Origin of the sequence: Pseudodonghicola flavimaris, assembly GCF_030164425.1 — a bacterium.
Taxonomy (GTDB): domain Bacteria; phylum Pseudomonadota; class Alphaproteobacteria; order Rhodobacterales; family Rhodobacteraceae; genus Pseudodonghicola; species Pseudodonghicola flavimaris.
This window is the reverse complement of sequence record NZ_JASNJD010000004.1, coordinates 250,854-268,066: the sequence shown is the minus strand read 5'-3', so window position 1 is coordinate 268,066 and position 17,213 is coordinate 250,854. Positions and strand designations below refer to the sequence as shown.

The window sequence follows — 17,213 nt, the reverse complement described above, 5'->3', positions numbered from 1 at the left end:
ACGTTATCTTATAACATGTGATGCGGCTTGATATAGAGGCTGTTATCTCATATCAACCCCCGATCGACAGAGGATCGCATCGCGCTCCCTCCGCCGGTCGTCCCCCGCGCGCGCCCCGGGCGCGGCAGCCCGCAGACGGAGGCCCCGTAATGACTGCCATCGGCTTCGAAAAACACGACCACAGCCATTGCATCGCCGATGCGCTCAGCGCGGCAGAGACCCGCTGCAAGGCCCAGAAGCTGCAGTTCACCCCGGCCCGCCGGCGGGTGCTGGAAATCCTGCTGGAGCGTCACCGCGCCATGGGCGCCTATGAGATCCTCGACATCCTTGCCGCCGAAGGGCTCGGCTCGCAGCCGCCGGTGGCGTATCGGGCGCTGGATTTTCTGGTCAAGAACGGCTTTGCCCACCGGATCGAACGGCTCAATGCCTATGCCGCCTGCACCCATCCCGGCGAACAGCATGTGCCCGCCTTCCTGATCTGCCGCAGCTGCAAGGCGGTGGCGGAGACCGAAACCGGCCTGGACAGTGGCAGGCTCGGCGCCGCGGCGCGGGACACCGGCTTCGTGATCGAGAAGGTCGTGGTCGAGGCCGAGGGGCTCTGCCCCGGATGCGCGGAGGCCGCCGCGTGAGCGCGCCTCTCATTGCTGCACGCGACCTGACCATCCGGCGCGGCGGCCATACCATCCTGGAGCATGTCGATGTCGAGATCGCCGCCGGCGAGATCGTCACCATCGTCGGCCCCAACGGATCGGGCAAATCCACCTTTCTCAAGGCGCTGATCGGGGCGCTGAAACCCAGTTCCGGCAGCATTGAGCGCCTACCCGGGCTGCGGATCGGCTATGTTCCGCAGAAGCTGGCGATCGACCAGTCGCTGCCGCTGACCGTGCGCCGGTTTCTCGGGCTTCCGCGCCGCATCGGCCGCCGCGAGGCCGATGCGCTACTGGCCCGAGCCGGGGCCGATCACCTCGCCGACCGACAGATGGTCGATCTCTCCGGCGGCCAGTTCCAGCGCGTTCTGCTGGCCCGGGCCCTGCTGGAGACCCCGCAGCTGCTGCTGCTGGACGAGGCGACCCAAGGGCTGGATCAGCCCGGCTCGGCCGCCTTCTACCGCCGCATCGAAGAGGTGCGCAGCGAATTGGGCTGCGCCGTGGTGATGGTCAGCCACGATCTGCATGTGGTGATGGCCGCCTCTGACCGGGTGGTCTGCCTGAACGGCCATATCTGCTGTCAGGGCACCCCCGAGATCGTCGCCGATGCGCCGGAATACCGCGCGCTGTTCGGCTCTGGCACCAAGGGCACGCTGGCGCTCTACCGGCATGAGCACAGCCATGATCACGATCATGATCACGGCAGCGACCCGCATCACCACCTTGCGCATGAGGACCACGGCGGATGAGTTTTCTGGATGACTTCCTCGCCCGGGCCGCGCTGGCGGGCCTGGGGGTCGCCCTTGCGGCGGCGCCGCTGGGCTGTTTCGTGGTCTGGCGCCGAATGGCCTATTTCGGCGAGGCGACCGCCCATGCCGCGGTTCTGGGCGTCGCCTTTGCCCTGGGGCTGGGCTTTGCCGTGATGCCGGCGGTGCTGATCGCGGCACTTCTGATGGCGCTTCTGGTCACCGCGATGACCGGGCGCGGCTTTGCCATGGATACCGCGCTGGGGGTGATGTCGCATACCGCGCTGGCCGCCGGCCTGGTGGCGGTGACGCTCCTGGCGGATGTGCGGCTGGATCTGATGGCCTATCTCTTCGGCGACATCCTGGCGGTGACGAGCGGCGATCTGGCGGTGATCTGGGGCGGCGCGGCGCTGGTGCTGGGCCTGACCCTCTGGCGCTGGCCGGCCCTGCTGCTGTCGACGCTGAACCCGGATCTGGCGCGCGCCAGCGATATCGATCCGCGCCGGGAGGAAATGGTGCTAACGCTGGCGCTGGCGGTGGTGGTGGCGGTGGCGATCAAGGTGGTCGGCGTGCTGCTGATCGCCTCGCTGCTGGTGATCCCGCCCGCCGCGGCGCGGCCGTTGTCGCATACCCCCGAACAGATGGCTCTGACGGCGGCGGGACTGGGCGCCTGCGCCACGCTGGGCGGGCTCTGGGCCGCGTTCAGCTTCGACACCCCGACCGGCCCCAGCATCGTCTGCACCGCCGCCCTGCTGTTTCTGCTGACCACGGTTCTGGGGCAGCTGCGCCGCAACCGCTGAGGCCATCGGCGCCGATCACGATCCGCCCATCGCCCGGGCGACGATCCGCGCCGCCGGAAAGCCCAGCACGAAGCCGCCGGCCACCGCCCCGACCAGCGGCCAGACGCCATCGATTCCGGCCACCAGAACAACGACAAGCGCCACCCCCGACAGGGTGGCGCCGATAAAGAGGTGCAGGATCAGGACCAGAATGCTCATTCGCCCCGCCTATCAGGCCGGGTGGCCACGGGCCTTGATCCAGATCACGGGGCATAGTCCCGGTGCCAGCTCAGCCCGCCCGTTTCATCCGCGACAGGATGTCGGTCTTCAGGACGAACTGCTGATAGAGCGCGCCGAGCAGGTGCAGGATCACCAGCACGAACATCGCCTGGAACAGCAGTTCATGCACCTCCGCCAGATCGGTCACGCCGCCGAACCAGGCCAGCGCGCCAGTGACCGGCAGCGCCAGCATCAGCACATAAAGCAGCATATGGGTGCCGTGGGCCGCCAGTTTCAGCGGCGCCGGTTCCTTCTCCGGCAGCGCCGGTGCGCCCCGGGTCAACCGCAGCGCCAGCCGCCAGACCACCAGAAGCAGGATGGCGAGCCCGAGAAACACATGCAGCGCGGCAAGCGGCGAAAACGCCGGTTCGGCCCCCTGCTGCATCTGCCGCCAGACCCCGGAAATGGTCTCGTGGAACAGGAATTGCACGACGATGGCAAGAAAGATCCCCCAGTGCAGCAGGATCTGGGCGCGAGAATAGTGGCTGGGCATCGAGGCCTCCGCTGTGACGAATACGCCCTCCGATCCTAGCCCCCGCCCCACCGGTTGCCGAGAGCTAATCGCGCCCGCCCGGGAACGCAGGCCGGGACAGATGGCCGCGCCCGCGGGCAGCGCCGAGGCCACCCGCAGGGGCAGCCCCGGCTGATCCGCCCTGATCAGGGGTAGGAGATGTCAGGGACGGATATAGGCGTAGCCCTGCTGCTGCAGCTCGACCAGGCGCACCACCCCAGAAGGCACCAAATGCGCCTCATCCAGCAGGGCGATGTCGTGCCCGGCCTTCTGGCTCATCGCGCGGATGGTATTGCCGCAGGCGGAGAAGGACACATGGCCGATCTCCAGGCTCATGGTGGCGATCCGCTCTGCCACCGGGCTCTTGCCCGGAACCAGCATGTTGACGCCGGGACCGTAGGCCACGACCTCCACCACCAGATCGTCGCCCTGTTCCTCGTAATATTTGGCGAGATTGGCGACATTGTTCAGCGCCATGTTCATCACCTGCGGGTCATTCTGATTGACGTGCACGGCAATGTGATGGGTCTGCCCGCCGGCCATGGCCGCACCGGACAACCCCACCGCTAGCACGGCGGCGGTAAGAATGGATTTCATATTATGCTCCTCCCTAAAGGTGACAGGAGGATAGGCCCAAGCAATGCTTTCGCATAGAGGCTTATGAATGTTTGAATGAGATTGCTGCCCAGGACCCGGTCACCCGTGCCAAAGACCACCGGCGCCGGCGCGCCGCCCTGCACGGGGCCGCTTGCCGCCACCGGGGTCCTGCGCCTATATCTCCTGTCATCGAGCGAGACGGAGAAACCTGATGACCCGAGCAATTGTGATTGGACTGGCCCTGATGGCCCTGGCCGCCTGCGAAACCGCCAAGGGCGCAGGCCGCGACATCAACAAGGCCGGCACGGCCATTGAGAACGCGGCCACCGACGTTCAGAAGAAAATCTGACCGGCACGCGGCCCGGGGGTCAGCGTTTCTTGACGAACTGCGTCAGGATCACGATGCGCTGACCCTCGACCCGCCCTTCGATCTGGTCCGGGTTGTCGGGGACCAGAGAGATGCCGCGCACCGCGGTGCCCCGCTTGGCGGTGAAGCCCGCGCCCTTGACCGGCAAATCCTTGATCAGAACCACGGTATCCCCCTGGGCCAGCGGGCTGCCGTTGCTGTCCTTGTGGCCACTGTCCTGCGGCACGTTGTCGGCCCAGGCGCGGGTGTCGTCGTCCAGCCAGAGCTGATCGGCCAGATCGCGCGCCCAGTCCTCATCCGAGAGCCGCTTGAGCATCCGCGCCGCCAGCACCTGCACCGCCGGCTCCTCCGACCACATCGAGGACGACAGGCAGCGCCAGTGGTTCGGATCCGCCTCCCCCTCGATCTGGGCAATGCAGGTCTCGCAGAGGTCGACCGAGGCCCCCTCGGGCCCGCCGGCGACGGAATAGGCAGTCAACGGCACATCGGCCGAACAAAGGGCGCAGGGCATCGGGTCTCTCCGCAGATGTAGGGTGTTGAGACGGCTATAGGGGGTTGGCGGGCCGAGGGGAAGCCCCAGGGGCAGCGGCGACACGATCCTCCCCCGTTTTCAGATCATCACCGACGGGCAACACCAAAGAGGACACCCCGGCAAGACCCAGCCTCGAAACGAAAACGGCCCCCGAAGCGGGGGCCGTCTGTCTCTGAACCGGTGGGCGGGTGCCCTGCCCCTCAGCTGTCCATCTTCAGCGCCGAGATGAACGCTTCCTGCGGGATCTCGACCTTGCCGAACTGGCGCATCTTCTTCTTGCCGGCCTTCTGCTTCTCCAGCAGTTTCCGTTTCCGGGTGGCGTCGCCGCCGTAGCATTTCGCGGTCACGTCCTTGCGGAGCGCCGAGAGCGTCTCGCGGGCGATGACCTTGCCGCCGATGGCCGCCTGGATCGGAATCTTGAACATGTGGCGCGGGATCAGGTCCTTGAGCTTTTCCACCATCGCCCGGCCGCGCAGCTCCGCCCGGTCGCGATGGACCATGACCGACAGCGCATCCACCGGTTCGTCGTTCACCAGGATCTGCATCTTCACCAGATTGTCCTGGCGATAGCCCATCATCTGGTAGTCGAAGCTGGCATAACCCTTGGTGACCGATTTCAGCCGGTCGTAGAAATCGAACACCACCTCGTTCAGCGGCAGGTCATAGACCACCATGGCGCGGGGCCCGGCATAGCTCAGGTCCTCCTGCAGGCCGCGGCGGTCCTGGCAGAGCTTCAGCACATCGCCCAGGTATTCGTCCGGCACCAGGATGGTGGCCTTGATCCGCGGCTCCTCCAGATGGTCGACATAGGTCAGGTCCGGCATGTCGGCGGGGTTGTGCAGCTCCTGCATCGTCCCGTCCTTCATGTAGATGTGATAGACCACCGACGGCGCGGTGGTGATCAGCTCGATGTTATACTCCCGCTCGATCCGGTCGCGGATCACCTCCAGGTGCAGAAGCCCGAGGAAGCCGCAACGGAAGCCGAACCCCAGCGCGGCGGAGGTTTCCATCTCATAGCTGAAGGACGCGTCGTTCAGCGCCAGTTTCTCGATCGCGTCGCGCAGATCCTCGAATTCGGCGCTGTCGACCGGGAACAGGCCGCAGAACACCACCGGCTGGGCCGGTTTGAAGCCCGGCAGCGGCGTCTCGCAGCCCTTCTTCTCATGGGTGATGGTATCGCCGACCCGGGTGTCGCGCACCTGCTTGATCGAGGCGGTGAGAAAGCCGATCTCGCCCGGGCCCAGTTCGTCGACCGGCTGCATCTGCGGCCGGAACACGCCGATCCGGTCGACATGGTGGACCGAGCCGTTCGACATCATCTTGATGCGCTCGCCCTTCTTCAGCACGCCGTCCATAATGCGCACCAGAACGATCACCCCCAGATAGGCATCGTACCAGCTGTCCACCAGCATCGCCTTCAGCGGCGCGTCCCGCTCGCCCTTGGGGGCGGGCAGATGCGCAACGATGGATTCCAGCACCTCGTGGATGCCCTGCCCGGTCTTGGCCGAGACCGCGATTGCGCCGGAGGCGTCGATGCCGATCACATCCTCTACCTGCTCCGCCACGCGGGAGACGTCCGAGGCCGGCAGGTCGATCTTGTTGAAGACCGGCACGATGTCATGATCGGCGTCGATCGCCTGATAGACATTGGCCAGCGTCTGCGCCTCGACCCCCTGGGTGCTGTCGACCACCAGCAGAGAGCCCTCGACCGCGCGCATCGAGCGGGAGACCTCATAGGCGAAGTCGACGTGGCCGGGAGTGTCGATCAGATTGAGGATATAGGTCTCCCCATCATCGGCCTTGTAATCGAGGCGAACGGTATTCGCCTTGATGGTGATGCCGCGCTCGCGCTCGATATCCATCGCGTCAAGCAGCTGCTCTTTCATGTCACGATCCTGCACCGTCCCAGTCTCCTGGATCAGGCGGTCTGCAAGCGTGGATTTCCCATGGTCGATATGGGCGACGATGGAGAAGTTGCGGATATGCGAAAGCTCGGTCATGCCAGCCGATATGTCCGGGAACGCGATGCCCGTCAAGCGGTCGCAGAGGCAGGCGCCGCTGCCCCGCCATTTTGAGCAAAATTACATGCAAATCCATAATTCCGCCACAATCCCCGGGCAGGACGGGAGCCACGAAAAACAACCTGCACGACAACAGCAGGAAAGAGGCAAGAGCAGTGATCCACCGGAGCCTCCGGCATGACCGCGAAAACGCGACCCCACGGGACGAAGCCCAGGCTTCGGCCCCGGGGTCCGTGGCTGCGACCTCTGTTCAATTGCCTCATGGTGGCAAGTGGGACATAGTGCTGCCCAGGCAGCAATGGGCCAGAAGGTCCGAACAGACCGGAAGAACACCCGGAACGAGGAAAATCCATGAAATACCTGCTTACCCTCGCAGTTTGTGCGACCGCCCTTTCGGGGGTCACCACCTCCCCCGCCGCGGCCGGGGTGATCGAGCGCGCCTGCCGCGATTCCAACCGCTCTGCCGCCTCGCCGCAACTGTGCAGCTGCATCCAGAACGTGGCTGAACGCAGCCTGAATGCCAGCGACATGCGCAAGGTCGCCCGCTGGTTCGCCGATCCGCATCAGGCCCAGGTGGTGCGCCAGTCCAGCCGCACCAGCGACGCCAAGCTGTGGCAACGCTACCGCGCCTTCGGCGACCGCGCCGCCCAGATCTGCGGCTGAGCCCTCCCGCCCCCGTCGGGCGTCCGCCGGACGCGCGTGGGGGGCCTCCCCCTCCCCTCCTCCTAGAGCCGTGAGCGGCCTTCCCCCCGCTCGTGCGACCCCTTCACGAGCCGCAGCGGCGGATGCGCGTGCCCCAGCCTGAGATCGGCGCTACGGGCGTGACCCTCCATCCCCTCGGCCCGGCTGATGGTCGCGGTGGCGCGCGCCAACTCCGGCAGGGCCTGCTCCTCAACCCGTTGCCAGGTCACGGTTTTCAGGAACTTGTGAACGCTGAGCCCGCCGGTATAGCGGGCCGCGCGCCCGGTTGGCAGAACATGGTTGGGGCCTGCCGCCTTATCGCCGAAGGCCACCGTCGTCTCCGCCCCCAGAAACAGCGATCCATAGGCCGTGAGCCGCTGGCGCCACCAGGGCAGATCGCCGGCCTGTACATGCAGATGCTCCGGCGCATAGGCATCGGCCAGCGCCGCCATCTCCTCCCGCGAGGAACAGAGCGTGACCTCCCCCAAATCGTCCCAGGCGGTGCGCGCGGCGCTGCCGTTCACCTCTGGCAGCTGGTCGAAACACGCCGGCAGGCGGCGCAGCACCTCTTCCGCCAGCGGGCGATGATCGGTGACCAGCCAGACCGGCGAGGTCGCGCCATGTTCGGCCTGAGCCGCCAGATCCCAGGCCACCGTTTCCGGATCGGCGCCGGCATCGGCCAGAATCAGCACGTCGGTGGGCCCGGCATACATGTCGATGCCGACCGGCCCGAACAGCTGGCGTTTCGCCTCTGCCACATAGGCATTGCCGGGGCCGACCAGGATATCCGCCGCCGGGGCCCCGAACAGCCCCTGCGCCATCGCCGCCACCGCCGGCACACCGCCCAGAACCAGAACCCGGTCCGCCCCCGCCAGCGCCATCGCATAGAGCAGCGCCGGCGGAATCCCCGCCGCGCCGCGCGGCGGCGAACAGGCGGTGATATCGGCCACCCCGGCCGCCCGGGCCGTGGCGATCGACATCAGTGCCGAGGCGATATGCGCATAGCGCCCGCCGGGCACATAGCAGCCCGCCGCCGCCAGGGGTATCTGACGCTGACCGGCAATCAGCCCGGGCCTGAGCTCGACTTCGAATTCCATCGCGGTGGCGCGCTGCGCCTCGGCAAAGCGGCGGATATTGTCATGGGCATAGCCGATCGCCTGTCGCAGCTCTGCCGGCACCTGCGCAGCCGCGGCGCGAATCGCGGCCTCCGGCACCTCGACCGGCCCCTCCCAGCCGTCAAAGCGGCGGGCATAGTCGCGCGCCGCGGCCTCCCCCTCGCGCGCCAGCCGCGCCAGCATCAGAGCGACGGCATCTGCGGTGTCGCGGCCGGCGGCAGCCGGAGCTGTCCGGGCGGATTTCAGGATCTCGACAGACATCTGCAAAACCTCATGCACGGGGAGAAGAGCCGAAGTTGGGGTTGACCGATAGCGCAGCCAAATTCACAAAAGGTAAAACTGTGGGGGAGCGCATCATGCTCATGAAAGGCGTCACGTTGCGTGGGCTGGAGGTTTTCGCCGCCCTTGGCACCACCGGATCGGTGGCCCAGGCGGCCGAGATCACCGGCCTCAGCCAGCCTGCCGTCAGCCAGCAGCTGCGCAATCTGGAAACCGCCCTGGGGGCGGAGCTGGTCGATCACGGCCGCCGGCCGATGGTGCTGACCCCGGCGGGGCGTAGCTTTCTGGCCCGGACCGAGGCGGTGCTGTCGGAACTGCGGCTGGCGCAGAGCGAGCTGACGGTGATGGATCTCAGCGAGCTGACCACCCTGTCCTTCGGGCTGATCGACGATTTCGACAACGACCTGACGCCGCGGCTGGTCACCATCCTGGCCGACAGCCTGACCCGCTGCCGGTTCAAGATGATCACCGCCCCCAGCCACGAGATCAACGAGGCGCTGGAAGACCGCCGGCTGCATATCGCGGTGGCCGCCAGCACCGGCGAGCTGCGCGAGGGGATCGTCGAATACCCGCTGGCGCGCGACCCCTTCATCCTGGTGGCCCCGCGTGGCACCGTTCAGGACCGTCAGGACGTGATGGGAGCGCTGGCCGGGCTGCCGCTGCTGCGCTACGCCAAGGAACAGATGATCTCCCGCCAGATCGAATCGCACCTGTCGCGGCAACGGCTGGTGTTCGAGGAACGCTTCGAAATCGGCAGCCATCTGGCGCTGATGGCGATGGTGGCGCGACGGATCGGCTGGGCGCTGACCACACCGCTGGGCTACATGCGGGCGGGCCGCTTTCATGATGAGCTCGACGTCTTCCCGCTGCCCTTCGCCGCCTTCTCGCGCACCATCTCGCTGTTCGCGGCGGCGGACTGGGCCGACCGGGTGCCGCGCGACGTGGCGCAGACCATGCGCCGGCTGGTGCGCAGCCAGATGATCGACCCGGCGGTCAACCGGCTGCCCTGGCTGGCCGGAGAGCTGCGCGTGCTCGAAGACTGAAAAGGCGGCGGTCGGCATCCGCATGGGCGGGGCATCCCGGTTCGGAAAATTGCGGTCGCCCCATTGCGCCGCGCCCGCCGCAGCGCGGCAAGAGCGCGGCTGAAAGATTTCGCATCAAACGCCGGCAGATTTGGCTTCGCTTAACTCAGGCCATCCGCCGCGCGCCGACCTGCCTCAGCTTTCAGCAGCCAGTGTGCGGCGCAACCCCTCGGCCGCGGCCCCGATCAGATCCAGCGCACCGTCGAAATCGCGTGTGTAATAGGGATCGGGCACATGGTCGGCCCCGGTCTGCGGTGCGTAATCGGTAAAGAGCCGCACCGGTGTCCTCGATCCGGCCGGGCGCAGCGCCTCGATATCCGCGAGGTTCTGGCCGTCCATTGCCAGAATCAGATCGAAGCGGCGGAAATCCTGCGGCCCGAACTGCCGCGCCCGCAGCCGGCTGAGGTCGATCCCCCGCCGCAGCGCCGCCGCCTGCATCGGGCCATAGGGTGGCTCGCCGACATGCCAGTCCGAGGTGCCGGCGCTGTCGATCTCCAGCTCTGGCAGCAGGGCCCGCGCCGCGCCCTCGGCGGCCGGCGACCGGCAGATATTGCCCAGACAGACGAACAGAATGCGGGTGGTCATGCGGTGCTCCTTTCGTCAGTGTTGATAGGACAGCAAGCCGCCAGGGGGAAGCCTATGGAAAAGATCGTCATTCTCACCGGCGCGGGGATTTCCGCGGAAAGCGGGCTCGGCACCTTTCGCGACGAAGGCGGGCTCTGGGCGCAGCACCGGGTCGAGGATGTCGCCACCCCCGAGGGCTTCGCCCGCGATCCCGCCCTGGTGCAGGCCTTCTACAACGCCCGGCGTGCCCAGGCCGCCCAGGCGACCCCCAATGCCGCCCATGAGGCGCTGGCCCGGCTGCAACGGGAGTTCCCCGGCGAAGTGGTGATCGTCACCCAGAACGTCGACGGGCTGCACGAGAAAGGCGGCGCAAGGGATGTGCTGCATATGCACGGGGCGCTTGACGGGGCGCTCTGCGCCAGCTGCGGCCACCGCTGGCCGGCGCCGATGCAGATGGCGGTGGCAGAACCCTGCCCCGCCTGTCACCGGCCCACGGCGCGGCCCGATATCGTCTGGTTCGGCGAGATGCCCTATTACATGGACCAGATTTTCGACCACCTGATGACCGCCGATCTCTTCGCCGCCATCGGCACCTCCGGTCAGGTCTATCCTGCCGCCGGCTTCGTTCAGGAGGCCACCGCCGCCGGCGCGCGCACCGTCGAACTGAACCTCGAGCCCTCGGCCGTGGTCTCGCAATTCGAGGAAACCCGATTTGGCCCGGCCAGCCAGACGGTGCCCGCCTGGGTCAGCGACCTGCTGGCCGCCACCGCCTGAGCCCCGGGCAAGACAAAGGCCGCGCCCCGAAGGGGGACGCGGCCCGGCGGCCTCTCAGCCGATGACGGGCTCAGCCGCCGGTCTTCATCTTCTTGCCGTGCTGCATCTGCATGCCGCCCGCCGGGGTGCGCTCCAGATCGACCGGCACCTCGATGGTCATGTCGCCGGCCTTTTCAAAGGTCAGGGTCAGGGTCACGACATCGCCCTGCGCCAACGACCGGTTCAGCCCCATGAACATCACGTGGTCACCGCCGCGCGCCAGCGCGTGGCTGCCATGCGCCGGCACCGGAAAACCCTCTTCGACCTCGACCATGCGCATGACGCCGTTGGCGTCTTCCTTGTGGGTGTGCAGTTCGACCCGCTGGGCGACATCGGAGGCGGCGGCGACCAGCCGGTCGTCCTCGTCGCCCGGATTCATCAGCACCATGAAGGCGGCCCCGGATTTCGACATCATGGTCGAGGTGCGGACATAGGGGTCCTGCACCATGATCTCCCCCGCCAGCGCGGGCAGAGCGAAAGCGACAGCCGCAGCGGCGGCAAGCAAAGTGGTTTTGACGGACATGATCTGTCTCCTCATGCGATCTGTTGTCTGAGTCTCTGGTTGGATGGAAAGGTCAAACCAGGATCGCGGGAGGATCGCGCGCCGTCGCCACCGGGCGTGACAGGCCGTGACCGGCGCTGTTGCGGGGCGGCTCCGCGCGCAGAAACGTCAGCGCCAGGGGAACCGGTGCGATATCGGGCACCGCCACGAAGGCGAGGAAATGCAGCGCGAAGTCGGGGCAGATATGCGGCGGACCGGTCGGTGCGCCATTCTCGTCGACATAGACGGTGACCGGGCCTGTGCCGGTACACAGCACGATCTGCCCGGCAACACCGGCGTTGCCCCGGGCAACGGCCATGCTGTGACTGGTCAGCGCCATGACCGCGACCAGCGCCAGAGCCAGGTATGAGCGCCAACGACATATCATCGAAGAGGCATATAATCGGGGCCACGCCCCCTGGGCAAGCGCAAAGGCGGGCCCGTCGTCACGACGCAAAACCCCGCGCCGGCCGGCACGGGGTTGCGTCATCCGATAGGAAGAAAAGGATCAGACGGCGCTGGCAGCAGCGGCCTTGGCGATCTCTTTCTTGACCTTCAGTGCGTTCGGGGACAGCTCTTCGTCCTTGGCTTTCGCCAGGAAGGCGTCCAGACCGCCGCGGTGATCGACGCTGCGCAGGGCGGCAGCCGAAATCCGCAGTTTGACGCCGCGGCCGAGAGCTTCGGACTGCAGGGTCACGTCATTCAGGTTCGGCAGGAAACGGCGGCGGGTTCTGTTTTTGGCATGGCTGACGTTGTTGCCAGTCATGGGGCCTTTACCGGTCAGTTCGCAACGGCGCGACATGGTTTCATCCTCGTCTTTTCTCGGGCGCTATTGCCGGGGTCTTGGCGGCCCCGCGTGGCCCTGCAAATAACAGGGGCGCCGCTTAGGCAGCGCCCGGAATCTCGTTCGCAGGCTATTACGCGTGTGCCGGAGAATCGTCAAGCCCCAGCAGACATGGGGTTTGGCAGGTTTTTCGCCCTGCCCGCCGCCCTCTTCCCCATACCGGCGACCTCAGCCCGCCAGATGGGTGGAGAGCATTTCTTCCGCCGCGCTCGCCGGGGCCAGCTCCCCCGCCGCGACCCGGTCCGACAGCCGCGCCATCGCCGCCTTCGCCGCTGGCGTCGCCAGCCGCGCCAGCAGCGCCTGGCGCACCTCCTGGTCGAACCAGTAGAGCGCCTGTTCCGCGCGCCGCCGGTCCCAGAAACCGTTCTCGCGCCGCCAATCGACCAGATGGCACATCTCTTCCCAGGCCTCGGCCAGCCCGTTTTCCTGCCATGCAGAGACCATCATCGCCTTGGGGAACCCCTCCGGGTCCTGCGGCCGCTTGCGCAGCAACCTGAGCGCGCCGGCATAGTCGGAACAGGTCCGCGTCGCCGCCGGCTTCAGATCGCCGTCGGCCTTGTTGACCAGAATGATATCGGCCATCTCCATGATGCCGCGCTTGACGCCCTGCAGTTCGTCGCCGCCGGCGGGAGCAAGCAGCAGCACGAACAGATCCGACATCTCGGCCACCACGGTTTCCGACTGACCGACGCCGACCGTCTCGATCAGGATCACATCGAAGCCGGCGGCTTCGCAGACCTCCACCGCCTCCCGGCTGCGGCGCGCCACGCCGCCCAGATGCGACTGGCTGGGAGAGGGGCGGATGAAAGCCGACCGCTCGCGGCTCAGCCGCTCCATCCGGGTCTTGTCGCCGAGGATCGAGCCGCCCGACCGGGTCGAGGACGGGTCCACCGCCAGCACCGCGACCCTGAGCCCAAGGCCGATCAGCATCATGCCGAAGGCCTCGATAAAGGTGGATTTGCCGACCCCCGGCGTGCCTGAAAGGCCGATCCGCACCGCCTGTCGCCCGGCTCCGCGCAACCGGTCCAGCAGCGCCGCCGCCTCGGCCCGGTGATCCGCCCGGCTGCTTTCCACCAGCGTGATCGCGCGGGCCAGCGCCCGGCGGTCGCCGTTCAAAATCCTGTTGCCCAGCTCTTCTGTCTGCATGATGTTTTCCCGCTGGTTTGTCCTGCCGGTCCAGCGCCCTTCATGCCTTGGCCGGGCGCGGCTTGTCCAGTGCCCGGGGCACGGCGGGACAGGATGCCCCGGGCAGAAGCCGCCGCCGCGGCGCTTCTGGACCCGGGCGCGGCTTTGGCCGATAAGGCCGGCATGACCCGCGCCACCGCCCCCGCCCTGCCGATCGACGCCGCCCTGCCCCCGCTGCTGGAGGCGCTGCGCCAGCATGGGCGGGCGGTGCTGCAGGCGCCGCCGGGCGCGGGGAAGACCACACGGGTGCCGCTGGCGATGCTGGAGGCCGGGCTGACCGCGGGGCGCATCCTGATGCTGGAACCCCGCCGGCTGGCCGCCCGCGCCGCCGCCGAACGGATGGCCGAGACACTGGGAGAGCCGACCGGCCAAACCGTCGGCTACCGGGTGCGCGGCGAAACCAAGGTCACCAGGGCCACCCGGATCGAGGTGGTGACCGAGGGCATCCTGACCCGCATGCTGCAATCCGATCCGGAGCTCGCGGGCGTCGGCGCGGTGATCTTCGACGAATTCCACGAACGCTCGCTCAACGCCGATTTCGGCCTCGCCCTCTGCCTCGAGGTCGCCGGCGCCCTGCGCGACGATCTGATCCTGCTGGCGATGTCGGCAACGCTCGACGCCGGCCCGGTGGGCGATCTGATGGCGGCGCCCGTCATCACCTCCGAAGGGCGCAGCTACCCGGTCGAGACCCGCTGGTTCGATACCCCGCTCGGCCCAAAGGCCCGGCGCGACGCGGCGCTGGCCGATCTGGTGGTGCGGGCGGAAGCGGAAACCCGGGCAGAGGGCGGCGGCATTCTGGTCTTTCTGCCCGGCGAGGGAGAGATTCGCCGCGCCGAGACTGCCCTGTCGCAGCGGCTGCCCGGCGCCTGCCACATCCACCCGCTCTATGGCGCCATGCCCTTCGCCGCCCAACGCGCGGCGGTCGAACCCGCGGCAGCGGGGCGCAAGGTGGTGCTCGCGACCTCCATCGCCGAAACCTCGCTCACCATCCAGGACGTGCGGGTGGTGGTCGACATGGGGCTGGCCCGGCGCGCCCGCTTCGATCCCGGATCGGGCATGTCGCGGCTGGTGACCGAACGGGTCACCCGGGCCGAGGCGACCCAGCGCGCCGGCCGCGCCGGCCGGGTCGCCGCCGGCGTCAGCTATCGGCTCTGGTCGAAGGGAGAGGACGGCGCCCTTGCCGCCTTCCCGCCGGCGGAGATCGAGGCCGCCGATCTGACTGGCCTCGCTCTGGACCTCGCGCTCTGGGGCGCTTCGGAACAGGACCTGGCCTTTCTCACCCCGCCGCCCACCGGCGCGCTGGCGGAGGCGCGGGCACTGCTGCGCCTGCTGGGGGCGCTGGACGACAAGGGCCGGATCACCGATCATGGCCGGGCCTTGGCCACGCTGCCGCTGCACCCGCGCGTCGCCCATATGCTGGTACTCGCCGGGCCGGAGGCCGCCCCCCTCGCCGCGCTGATCGAGGAACGCGACCCACTGCGCGGCGCCCCCTCGGACCTGACCCTGCGGCTGGAGGCGCTGCGCGATCTCAAGCGGTTCAGCCGCGACCGCCCCTATGAGGTGACCCGCGCCACGCTGGAACGGATCAGGGGCGAGGCCAAACGCCTGCGCGCCCAGGTGCGGCATGCCCGGCTCACCGATCTCTCCGCCGCCGCGATGGCGGCGCTGGCCTATCCCGACCGCATCGGCCAGCGCCGCAAGGGCGAGGCGCCGCGCTATGTGCTCTCGGGCGGCAAGGGCGCGGTAATGGCGGCGGGCGATCCGCTGGCCGGTGCGCCCTTCGTGGTGGCCACCGATCTGGACGGCGACCCGCGCGAGGCCAAGATCCGCATGGCGGTGCAGATCGGCGAACGCGAAATCCGCGCCCTCTTCGCCGATCAGATCGGCTGGGTCGATCACTGCGACTGGTCGAAACGCGACCGCCGGGTGGTGGCGCGCAAACAGGAACGCTTCGGCGCGCTGGTGCTGGACGACCGGGTGTGGAAGGACGTACCACCCGAGGCGGTGGCACGCGCCATGCTGGACGGGGTGCGCGATCTGGGCCTGCGACTCGATGGCGCGGCGGCCCGGCTGGCGGCACGGGTGGAGCTGCTGCGCGCCACCGGCCCCGATCTGCCCGACTTCTCCCCTGACGGGCTGATGGCGACGCTGGAGGACTGGCTGCTGCCGATGCTGGGCAACGTGAAGACGGCGGAGGACTGGAAACGCTTCGACCCCCTGCCGGCGCTGCAGGCGGCGCTGAACTGGGACCAGCAACAGGAGCTCGACCGCAGGGTGCCCGGCGCCTTCGTCACGCCGCTGGGCCGCAAGGTGCCCATCGACTACTCCGGCGGCGAGGGTCCCGAAATCGCGCTCAGGCTGCAGGAGCTGTTCGGCGTCACTCGCCACCCGACCAGCGCCGGCCAGCCGATCAAGATCACGCTGCTTTCCCCCGCCCAACGGCCGGTGCAGGTGACCCGCGATCTGCCCGGCTTCTGGGCCGGTTCCTATGCCGATGTGCGCAAGGACATGCGGGCGCAATATCCCAAGCACCCCTGGCCGGAGGATCCGACCCAGGCCGATCCGACCCTACGCACCAAGCGCCGCAGCGGCGGCTGAGCCGCGCCTCAGGGCCGGATCTGATCCGGGCCGAGATGCGGCCGCCGCTGCCCCTCGGCCACCGCCCGCTGCAGCCGCTCCGCCACCGCGGCGCAGATCGGCGCCGGCGGGCCGCCCCGCGCCACCAGCGCCACGATCGCCCCCTGCAGCTGGTCGATCTCGGTGCCGCGACCGGCCTCTAGATCATAGGCCATCGAGGTGCGCGCCGCCGGATCGATTGTCAGCATCTGCGCCGCGATGCGGGTAAAGAGCGGCGTCGGCAGCCGCAGGAGATGCGGCAGCAGCCGCGCCGGCGCCGGTGTTGGCGGCGCCACCCGGATCCCCGCAGCCCGCAACACTGCCAGCGCCTCGGCCATCTGGTCGGCGATCAGCCGCCGCCAGTCACGGTCGAGCAGCTGGTCGCGCAGCGTCAGCCCGGACAGCGCATTCAGCGCATTGGTCAGATTGAGCAGCAGCTTGCCCCATTGCACCGCCGCGATATCGCGGCTGCCCCGCAGCGTCAGCCCCGGCACGCTCAGCCGCGCAGCCAGGTCGCCCGGCCCAGCCTCCAGTACGATATCGCCGCTGGTGGCGCGGTGCCAGTGCGCCGGCCCGCGCGGCACCACGTTGAAAGGCACCATGCCCGCCCGCACGTCACGGCCGGGCAGCAGCCGGCGCAACCGGTCGGCATTGTCGATCCCGTTTTGCAGGCTGATCACCGGCGCCGCCTCCGGCGCCCGGGCGGCGATCTCTGCCGCGATGCTTTCGGTCGCCGCCGATTTGACGCAGACCAGCACCACCGCCGCGTCGGAGAGAACCGCCGCGTCCTCGGAGAGCTGCAGCCACTCCTCTCCCACCGACAGGTCCAGCCCGCCGAAATCGCTGAGCCGCAGCCCGTCCCGGCGGATCGGATCGAGGATCCGCGCCCGGCCCCAGAGGCTCACCGGCGCGCCGGAGGCCGCCAGCAGCCCGCCGACGAAGCAGCCGATGGCCCCGGCCCCGGCGATGACGATACGTGCCACGGTCTTCCCCCTCCGATGATGCGCACAGCCG

20 protein-coding genes are annotated in these 17,213 nt (G+C 68.3%); 8 read left to right on the top strand and 12 right to left on the bottom strand.

Annotated features, from left to right (window positions below; genetic code table 11):
• Positions 1–149 precede the first annotated feature (149 nt).
• The 3 genes from QO033_RS07595 to QO033_RS07585 are packed head-to-tail and all read left to right on the top strand — an operon-like array spanning position 150 to position 2,193.
• Positions 150–629: a helix-turn-helix domain-containing protein gene (locus tag QO033_RS07595; RefSeq protein WP_284480352.1), complete on the top strand. Its 480-nt coding sequence runs from the start codon at positions 150–152 to the stop codon at positions 627–629.
• The gene (locus QO033_RS07590; protein ID WP_407682098.1) at positions 626–1,396 is read left to right on the top strand and encodes a metal ABC transporter ATP-binding protein; all 771 of its coding nucleotides are present in this window, start codon (positions 626–628) and stop codon (positions 1,394–1,396) included. The genes QO033_RS07595 and QO033_RS07590 overlap by 4 nt, the downstream gene beginning before the upstream one ends.
• Complete coding sequence (locus tag QO033_RS07585) at positions 1,393–2,193, top strand: metal ABC transporter permease (RefSeq protein WP_284480350.1); 801 nt, start codon at positions 1,393–1,395, stop codon at positions 2,191–2,193. The genes QO033_RS07590 and QO033_RS07585 overlap by 4 nt, the downstream gene beginning before the upstream one ends.
• 15 nt (positions 2,194–2,208) lie before the next feature.
• Here QO033_RS07585 and QO033_RS07580 read toward each other — a convergent pair whose 3' ends face one another.
• The 3 genes from QO033_RS07580 to QO033_RS07570 all read right to left on the bottom strand — a co-directional run bounded on the left by QO033_RS07580 (position 2,209) and on the right by QO033_RS07570 (position 3,559).
• On the bottom strand, positions 2,209–2,391 hold the full coding sequence (locus tag QO033_RS07580) for a CTP synthetase (protein ID WP_284480349.1): 183 nt from the start codon (positions 2,389–2,391) through the stop codon (positions 2,209–2,211).
• 70 nt (positions 2,392–2,461) lie between these two features.
• Positions 2,462–2,944 carry a cytochrome b gene (locus tag QO033_RS07575; RefSeq protein WP_284480348.1) on the bottom strand — a complete coding sequence of 161 codons (483 nt, stop codon included), beginning with the start codon at positions 2,942–2,944 and terminating at the stop codon, positions 2,462–2,464.
• Between the two features lie 180 nt (positions 2,945–3,124).
• A complete protein-coding gene (locus QO033_RS07570; RefSeq protein ID WP_284480347.1) occupies positions 3,125–3,559 on the bottom strand; it encodes a DsrE family protein in 435 nt (144 codons plus the stop codon).
• A 211-nt stretch (positions 3,560–3,770) separates the two neighbouring features.
• On the opposite strand from QO033_RS07570, the gene QO033_RS07565 reads away from it, so the two are divergent.
• Entirely contained in the window at positions 3,771–3,908 is a 138-nt protein-coding gene (locus tag QO033_RS07565; RefSeq protein WP_284480346.1) for an entericidin A/B family lipoprotein, read from the top strand.
• 19 nt (positions 3,909–3,927) lie between these two features.
• Here the strand turns inward: QO033_RS07565 and QO033_RS07560 are convergent, their stop codons facing one another.
• Positions 3,928–4,437: a PhnA domain-containing protein gene (locus QO033_RS07560; protein ID WP_284480345.1), complete on the bottom strand. Its 510-nt coding sequence runs from the start codon at positions 4,435–4,437 to the stop codon at positions 3,928–3,930.
• A 221-nt stretch (positions 4,438–4,658) separates the two neighbouring features.
• Positions 4,659–6,458, bottom strand: a complete 1,800-nt coding sequence (lepA, locus tag QO033_RS07555; protein WP_284480344.1) for a translation elongation factor 4 — start codon at positions 6,456–6,458, stop codon at positions 4,659–4,661.
• 372 nt (positions 6,459–6,830) lie between these two features.
• On the opposite strand from lepA, the gene QO033_RS07550 reads away from it, so the two are divergent.
• Positions 6,831–7,142 (top strand): hypothetical protein, encoded by a 312-nt coding sequence (locus QO033_RS07550; RefSeq protein WP_284480343.1) that lies wholly within the window; start codon positions 6,831–6,833, stop codon positions 7,140–7,142.
• A 62-nt stretch (positions 7,143–7,204) separates the two neighbouring features.
• On the opposite strand, the gene hisD is transcribed toward QO033_RS07550, so the two are convergent.
• The gene (gene hisD / locus QO033_RS07545) at positions 7,205–8,536 is read right to left on the bottom strand and encodes a histidinol dehydrogenase (protein WP_284480342.1); all 1,332 of its coding nucleotides are present in this window, start codon (positions 8,534–8,536) and stop codon (positions 7,205–7,207) included.
• Positions 8,537–8,631: 95 nt separating this feature from the next.
• On the opposite strand from hisD, the gene QO033_RS07540 reads away from it, so the two are divergent.
• A complete protein-coding gene (locus QO033_RS07540) occupies positions 8,632–9,597 on the top strand; it encodes a LysR family transcriptional regulator (protein WP_284480341.1) in 966 nt (321 codons plus the stop codon).
• Between the two features lie 174 nt (positions 9,598–9,771).
• On the opposite strand, the gene QO033_RS07535 is transcribed toward QO033_RS07540, so the two are convergent.
• Positions 9,772–10,221, bottom strand: a complete 450-nt coding sequence (locus QO033_RS07535) for a low molecular weight protein-tyrosine-phosphatase (protein WP_284480340.1) — start codon at positions 10,219–10,221, stop codon at positions 9,772–9,774.
• Positions 10,222–10,275: 54 nt separating this feature from the next.
• On the opposite strand from QO033_RS07535, the gene QO033_RS07530 reads away from it, so the two are divergent.
• On the top strand, positions 10,276–10,974 hold the full coding sequence (locus QO033_RS07530) for an NAD-dependent deacylase (protein WP_284480339.1): 699 nt from the start codon (positions 10,276–10,278) through the stop codon (positions 10,972–10,974).
• A 70-nt stretch (positions 10,975–11,044) separates the two neighbouring features.
• On the opposite strand, the gene QO033_RS07525 is transcribed toward QO033_RS07530, so the two are convergent.
• The 4 genes from QO033_RS07525 to meaB form a co-directional block, all read right to left on the bottom strand.
• A complete protein-coding gene (locus tag QO033_RS07525; protein ID WP_284480338.1) occupies positions 11,045–11,536 on the bottom strand; it encodes a copper chaperone PCu(A)C in 492 nt (163 codons plus the stop codon).
• Positions 11,537–11,588: 52 nt separating this feature from the next.
• Positions 11,589–11,894 (bottom strand): hypothetical protein, encoded by a 306-nt coding sequence (locus QO033_RS07520; protein ID WP_284480337.1) that lies wholly within the window; start codon positions 11,892–11,894, stop codon positions 11,589–11,591.
• A gap of 168 nt (positions 11,895–12,062) precedes the next feature.
• On the bottom strand, positions 12,063–12,356 hold the full coding sequence (rpmB, locus tag QO033_RS07515) for a 50S ribosomal protein L28 (RefSeq protein ID WP_284480336.1): 294 nt from the start codon (positions 12,354–12,356) through the stop codon (positions 12,063–12,065).
• Positions 12,357–12,566: 210 nt separating this feature from the next.
• Positions 12,567–13,544, bottom strand: coding sequence for a methylmalonyl Co-A mutase-associated GTPase MeaB (gene meaB, locus QO033_RS07510; RefSeq protein ID WP_284480335.1), 978 nt, complete (start codon positions 13,542–13,544; stop codon positions 12,567–12,569).
• Positions 13,545–13,706: 162 nt separating this feature from the next.
• Between meaB and hrpB the strand changes: the two genes are divergently transcribed.
• Positions 13,707–16,181 carry an ATP-dependent helicase HrpB gene (gene hrpB, locus QO033_RS07505; RefSeq protein WP_284480452.1) on the top strand — a complete coding sequence of 825 codons (2,475 nt, stop codon included), beginning with the start codon at positions 13,707–13,709 and terminating at the stop codon, positions 16,179–16,181.
• A gap of 8 nt (positions 16,182–16,189) precedes the next feature.
• On the opposite strand, the gene QO033_RS07500 is transcribed toward hrpB, so the two are convergent.
• Positions 16,190–17,182, bottom strand: a complete 993-nt coding sequence (locus QO033_RS07500; RefSeq protein WP_284480334.1) for a 2-dehydropantoate 2-reductase — start codon at positions 17,180–17,182, stop codon at positions 16,190–16,192.
• Between the last annotated feature and the right edge of the window lie 31 nt (positions 17,183–17,213).

Bases quoted from the DNA above. Each gene is read 5' to 3' on its own strand.
- QO033_RS07595 (WP_284480352.1), top strand. From the start codon at position 150: ATGACTGCCATCGGCTTCGAAAAACACGACCACAGCCATTGCATCGCC.
- QO033_RS07585 (WP_284480350.1), top strand. From the start codon at position 1,393: ATGAGTTTTCTGGATGACTTCCTCGCCCGGGCCGCGCTGGCGGGCCTG.
- QO033_RS07580 (WP_284480349.1), bottom strand. From the start codon at position 2,391: ATGAGCATTCTGGTCCTGATCCTGCACCTCTTTATCGGCGCCACCCTG.
- QO033_RS07575 (WP_284480348.1), bottom strand. From the start codon at position 2,944: ATGCCCAGCCACTATTCTCGCGCCCAGATCCTGCTGCACTGGGGGATC.
- QO033_RS07570 (WP_284480347.1), bottom strand. From the start codon at position 3,559: ATGAAATCCATTCTTACCGCCGCCGTGCTAGCGGTGGGGTTGTCCGGT.
- QO033_RS07565 (WP_284480346.1), top strand. From the start codon at position 3,771: ATGACCCGAGCAATTGTGATTGGACTGGCCCTGATGGCCCTGGCCGCC.
- QO033_RS07560 (WP_284480345.1), bottom strand. From the start codon at position 4,437: ATGCCCTGCGCCCTTTGTTCGGCCGATGTGCCGTTGACTGCCTATTCC.
- lepA (WP_284480344.1), bottom strand. From the start codon at position 6,458: ATGACCGAGCTTTCGCATATCCGCAACTTCTCCATCGTCGCCCATATC.
- QO033_RS07550 (WP_284480343.1), top strand. From the start codon at position 6,831: ATGAAATACCTGCTTACCCTCGCAGTTTGTGCGACCGCCCTTTCGGGG.
- hisD (WP_284480342.1), bottom strand. From the start codon at position 8,536: ATGTCTGTCGAGATCCTGAAATCCGCCCGGACAGCTCCGGCTGCCGCC.
- QO033_RS07540 (WP_284480341.1), top strand. From the start codon at position 8,632: ATGCTCATGAAAGGCGTCACGTTGCGTGGGCTGGAGGTTTTCGCCGCC.
- QO033_RS07535 (WP_284480340.1), bottom strand. From the start codon at position 10,221: ATGACCACCCGCATTCTGTTCGTCTGTCTGGGCAATATCTGCCGGTCG.
- QO033_RS07530 (WP_284480339.1), top strand. From the start codon at position 10,276: ATGGAAAAGATCGTCATTCTCACCGGCGCGGGGATTTCCGCGGAAAGC.
- QO033_RS07525 (WP_284480338.1), bottom strand. From the start codon at position 11,536: ATGTCCGTCAAAACCACTTTGCTTGCCGCCGCTGCGGCTGTCGCTTTC.
- QO033_RS07520 (WP_284480337.1), bottom strand. From the start codon at position 11,894: ATGGCGCTGACCAGTCACAGCATGGCCGTTGCCCGGGGCAACGCCGGT.
- rpmB (WP_284480336.1), bottom strand. From the start codon at position 12,356: ATGTCGCGCCGTTGCGAACTGACCGGTAAAGGCCCCATGACTGGCAAC.
- meaB (WP_284480335.1), bottom strand. From the start codon at position 13,544: ATGCAGACAGAAGAGCTGGGCAACAGGATTTTGAACGGCGACCGCCGG.
- hrpB (WP_284480452.1), top strand. From the start codon at position 13,707: ATGACCCGCGCCACCGCCCCCGCCCTGCCGATCGACGCCGCCCTGCCC.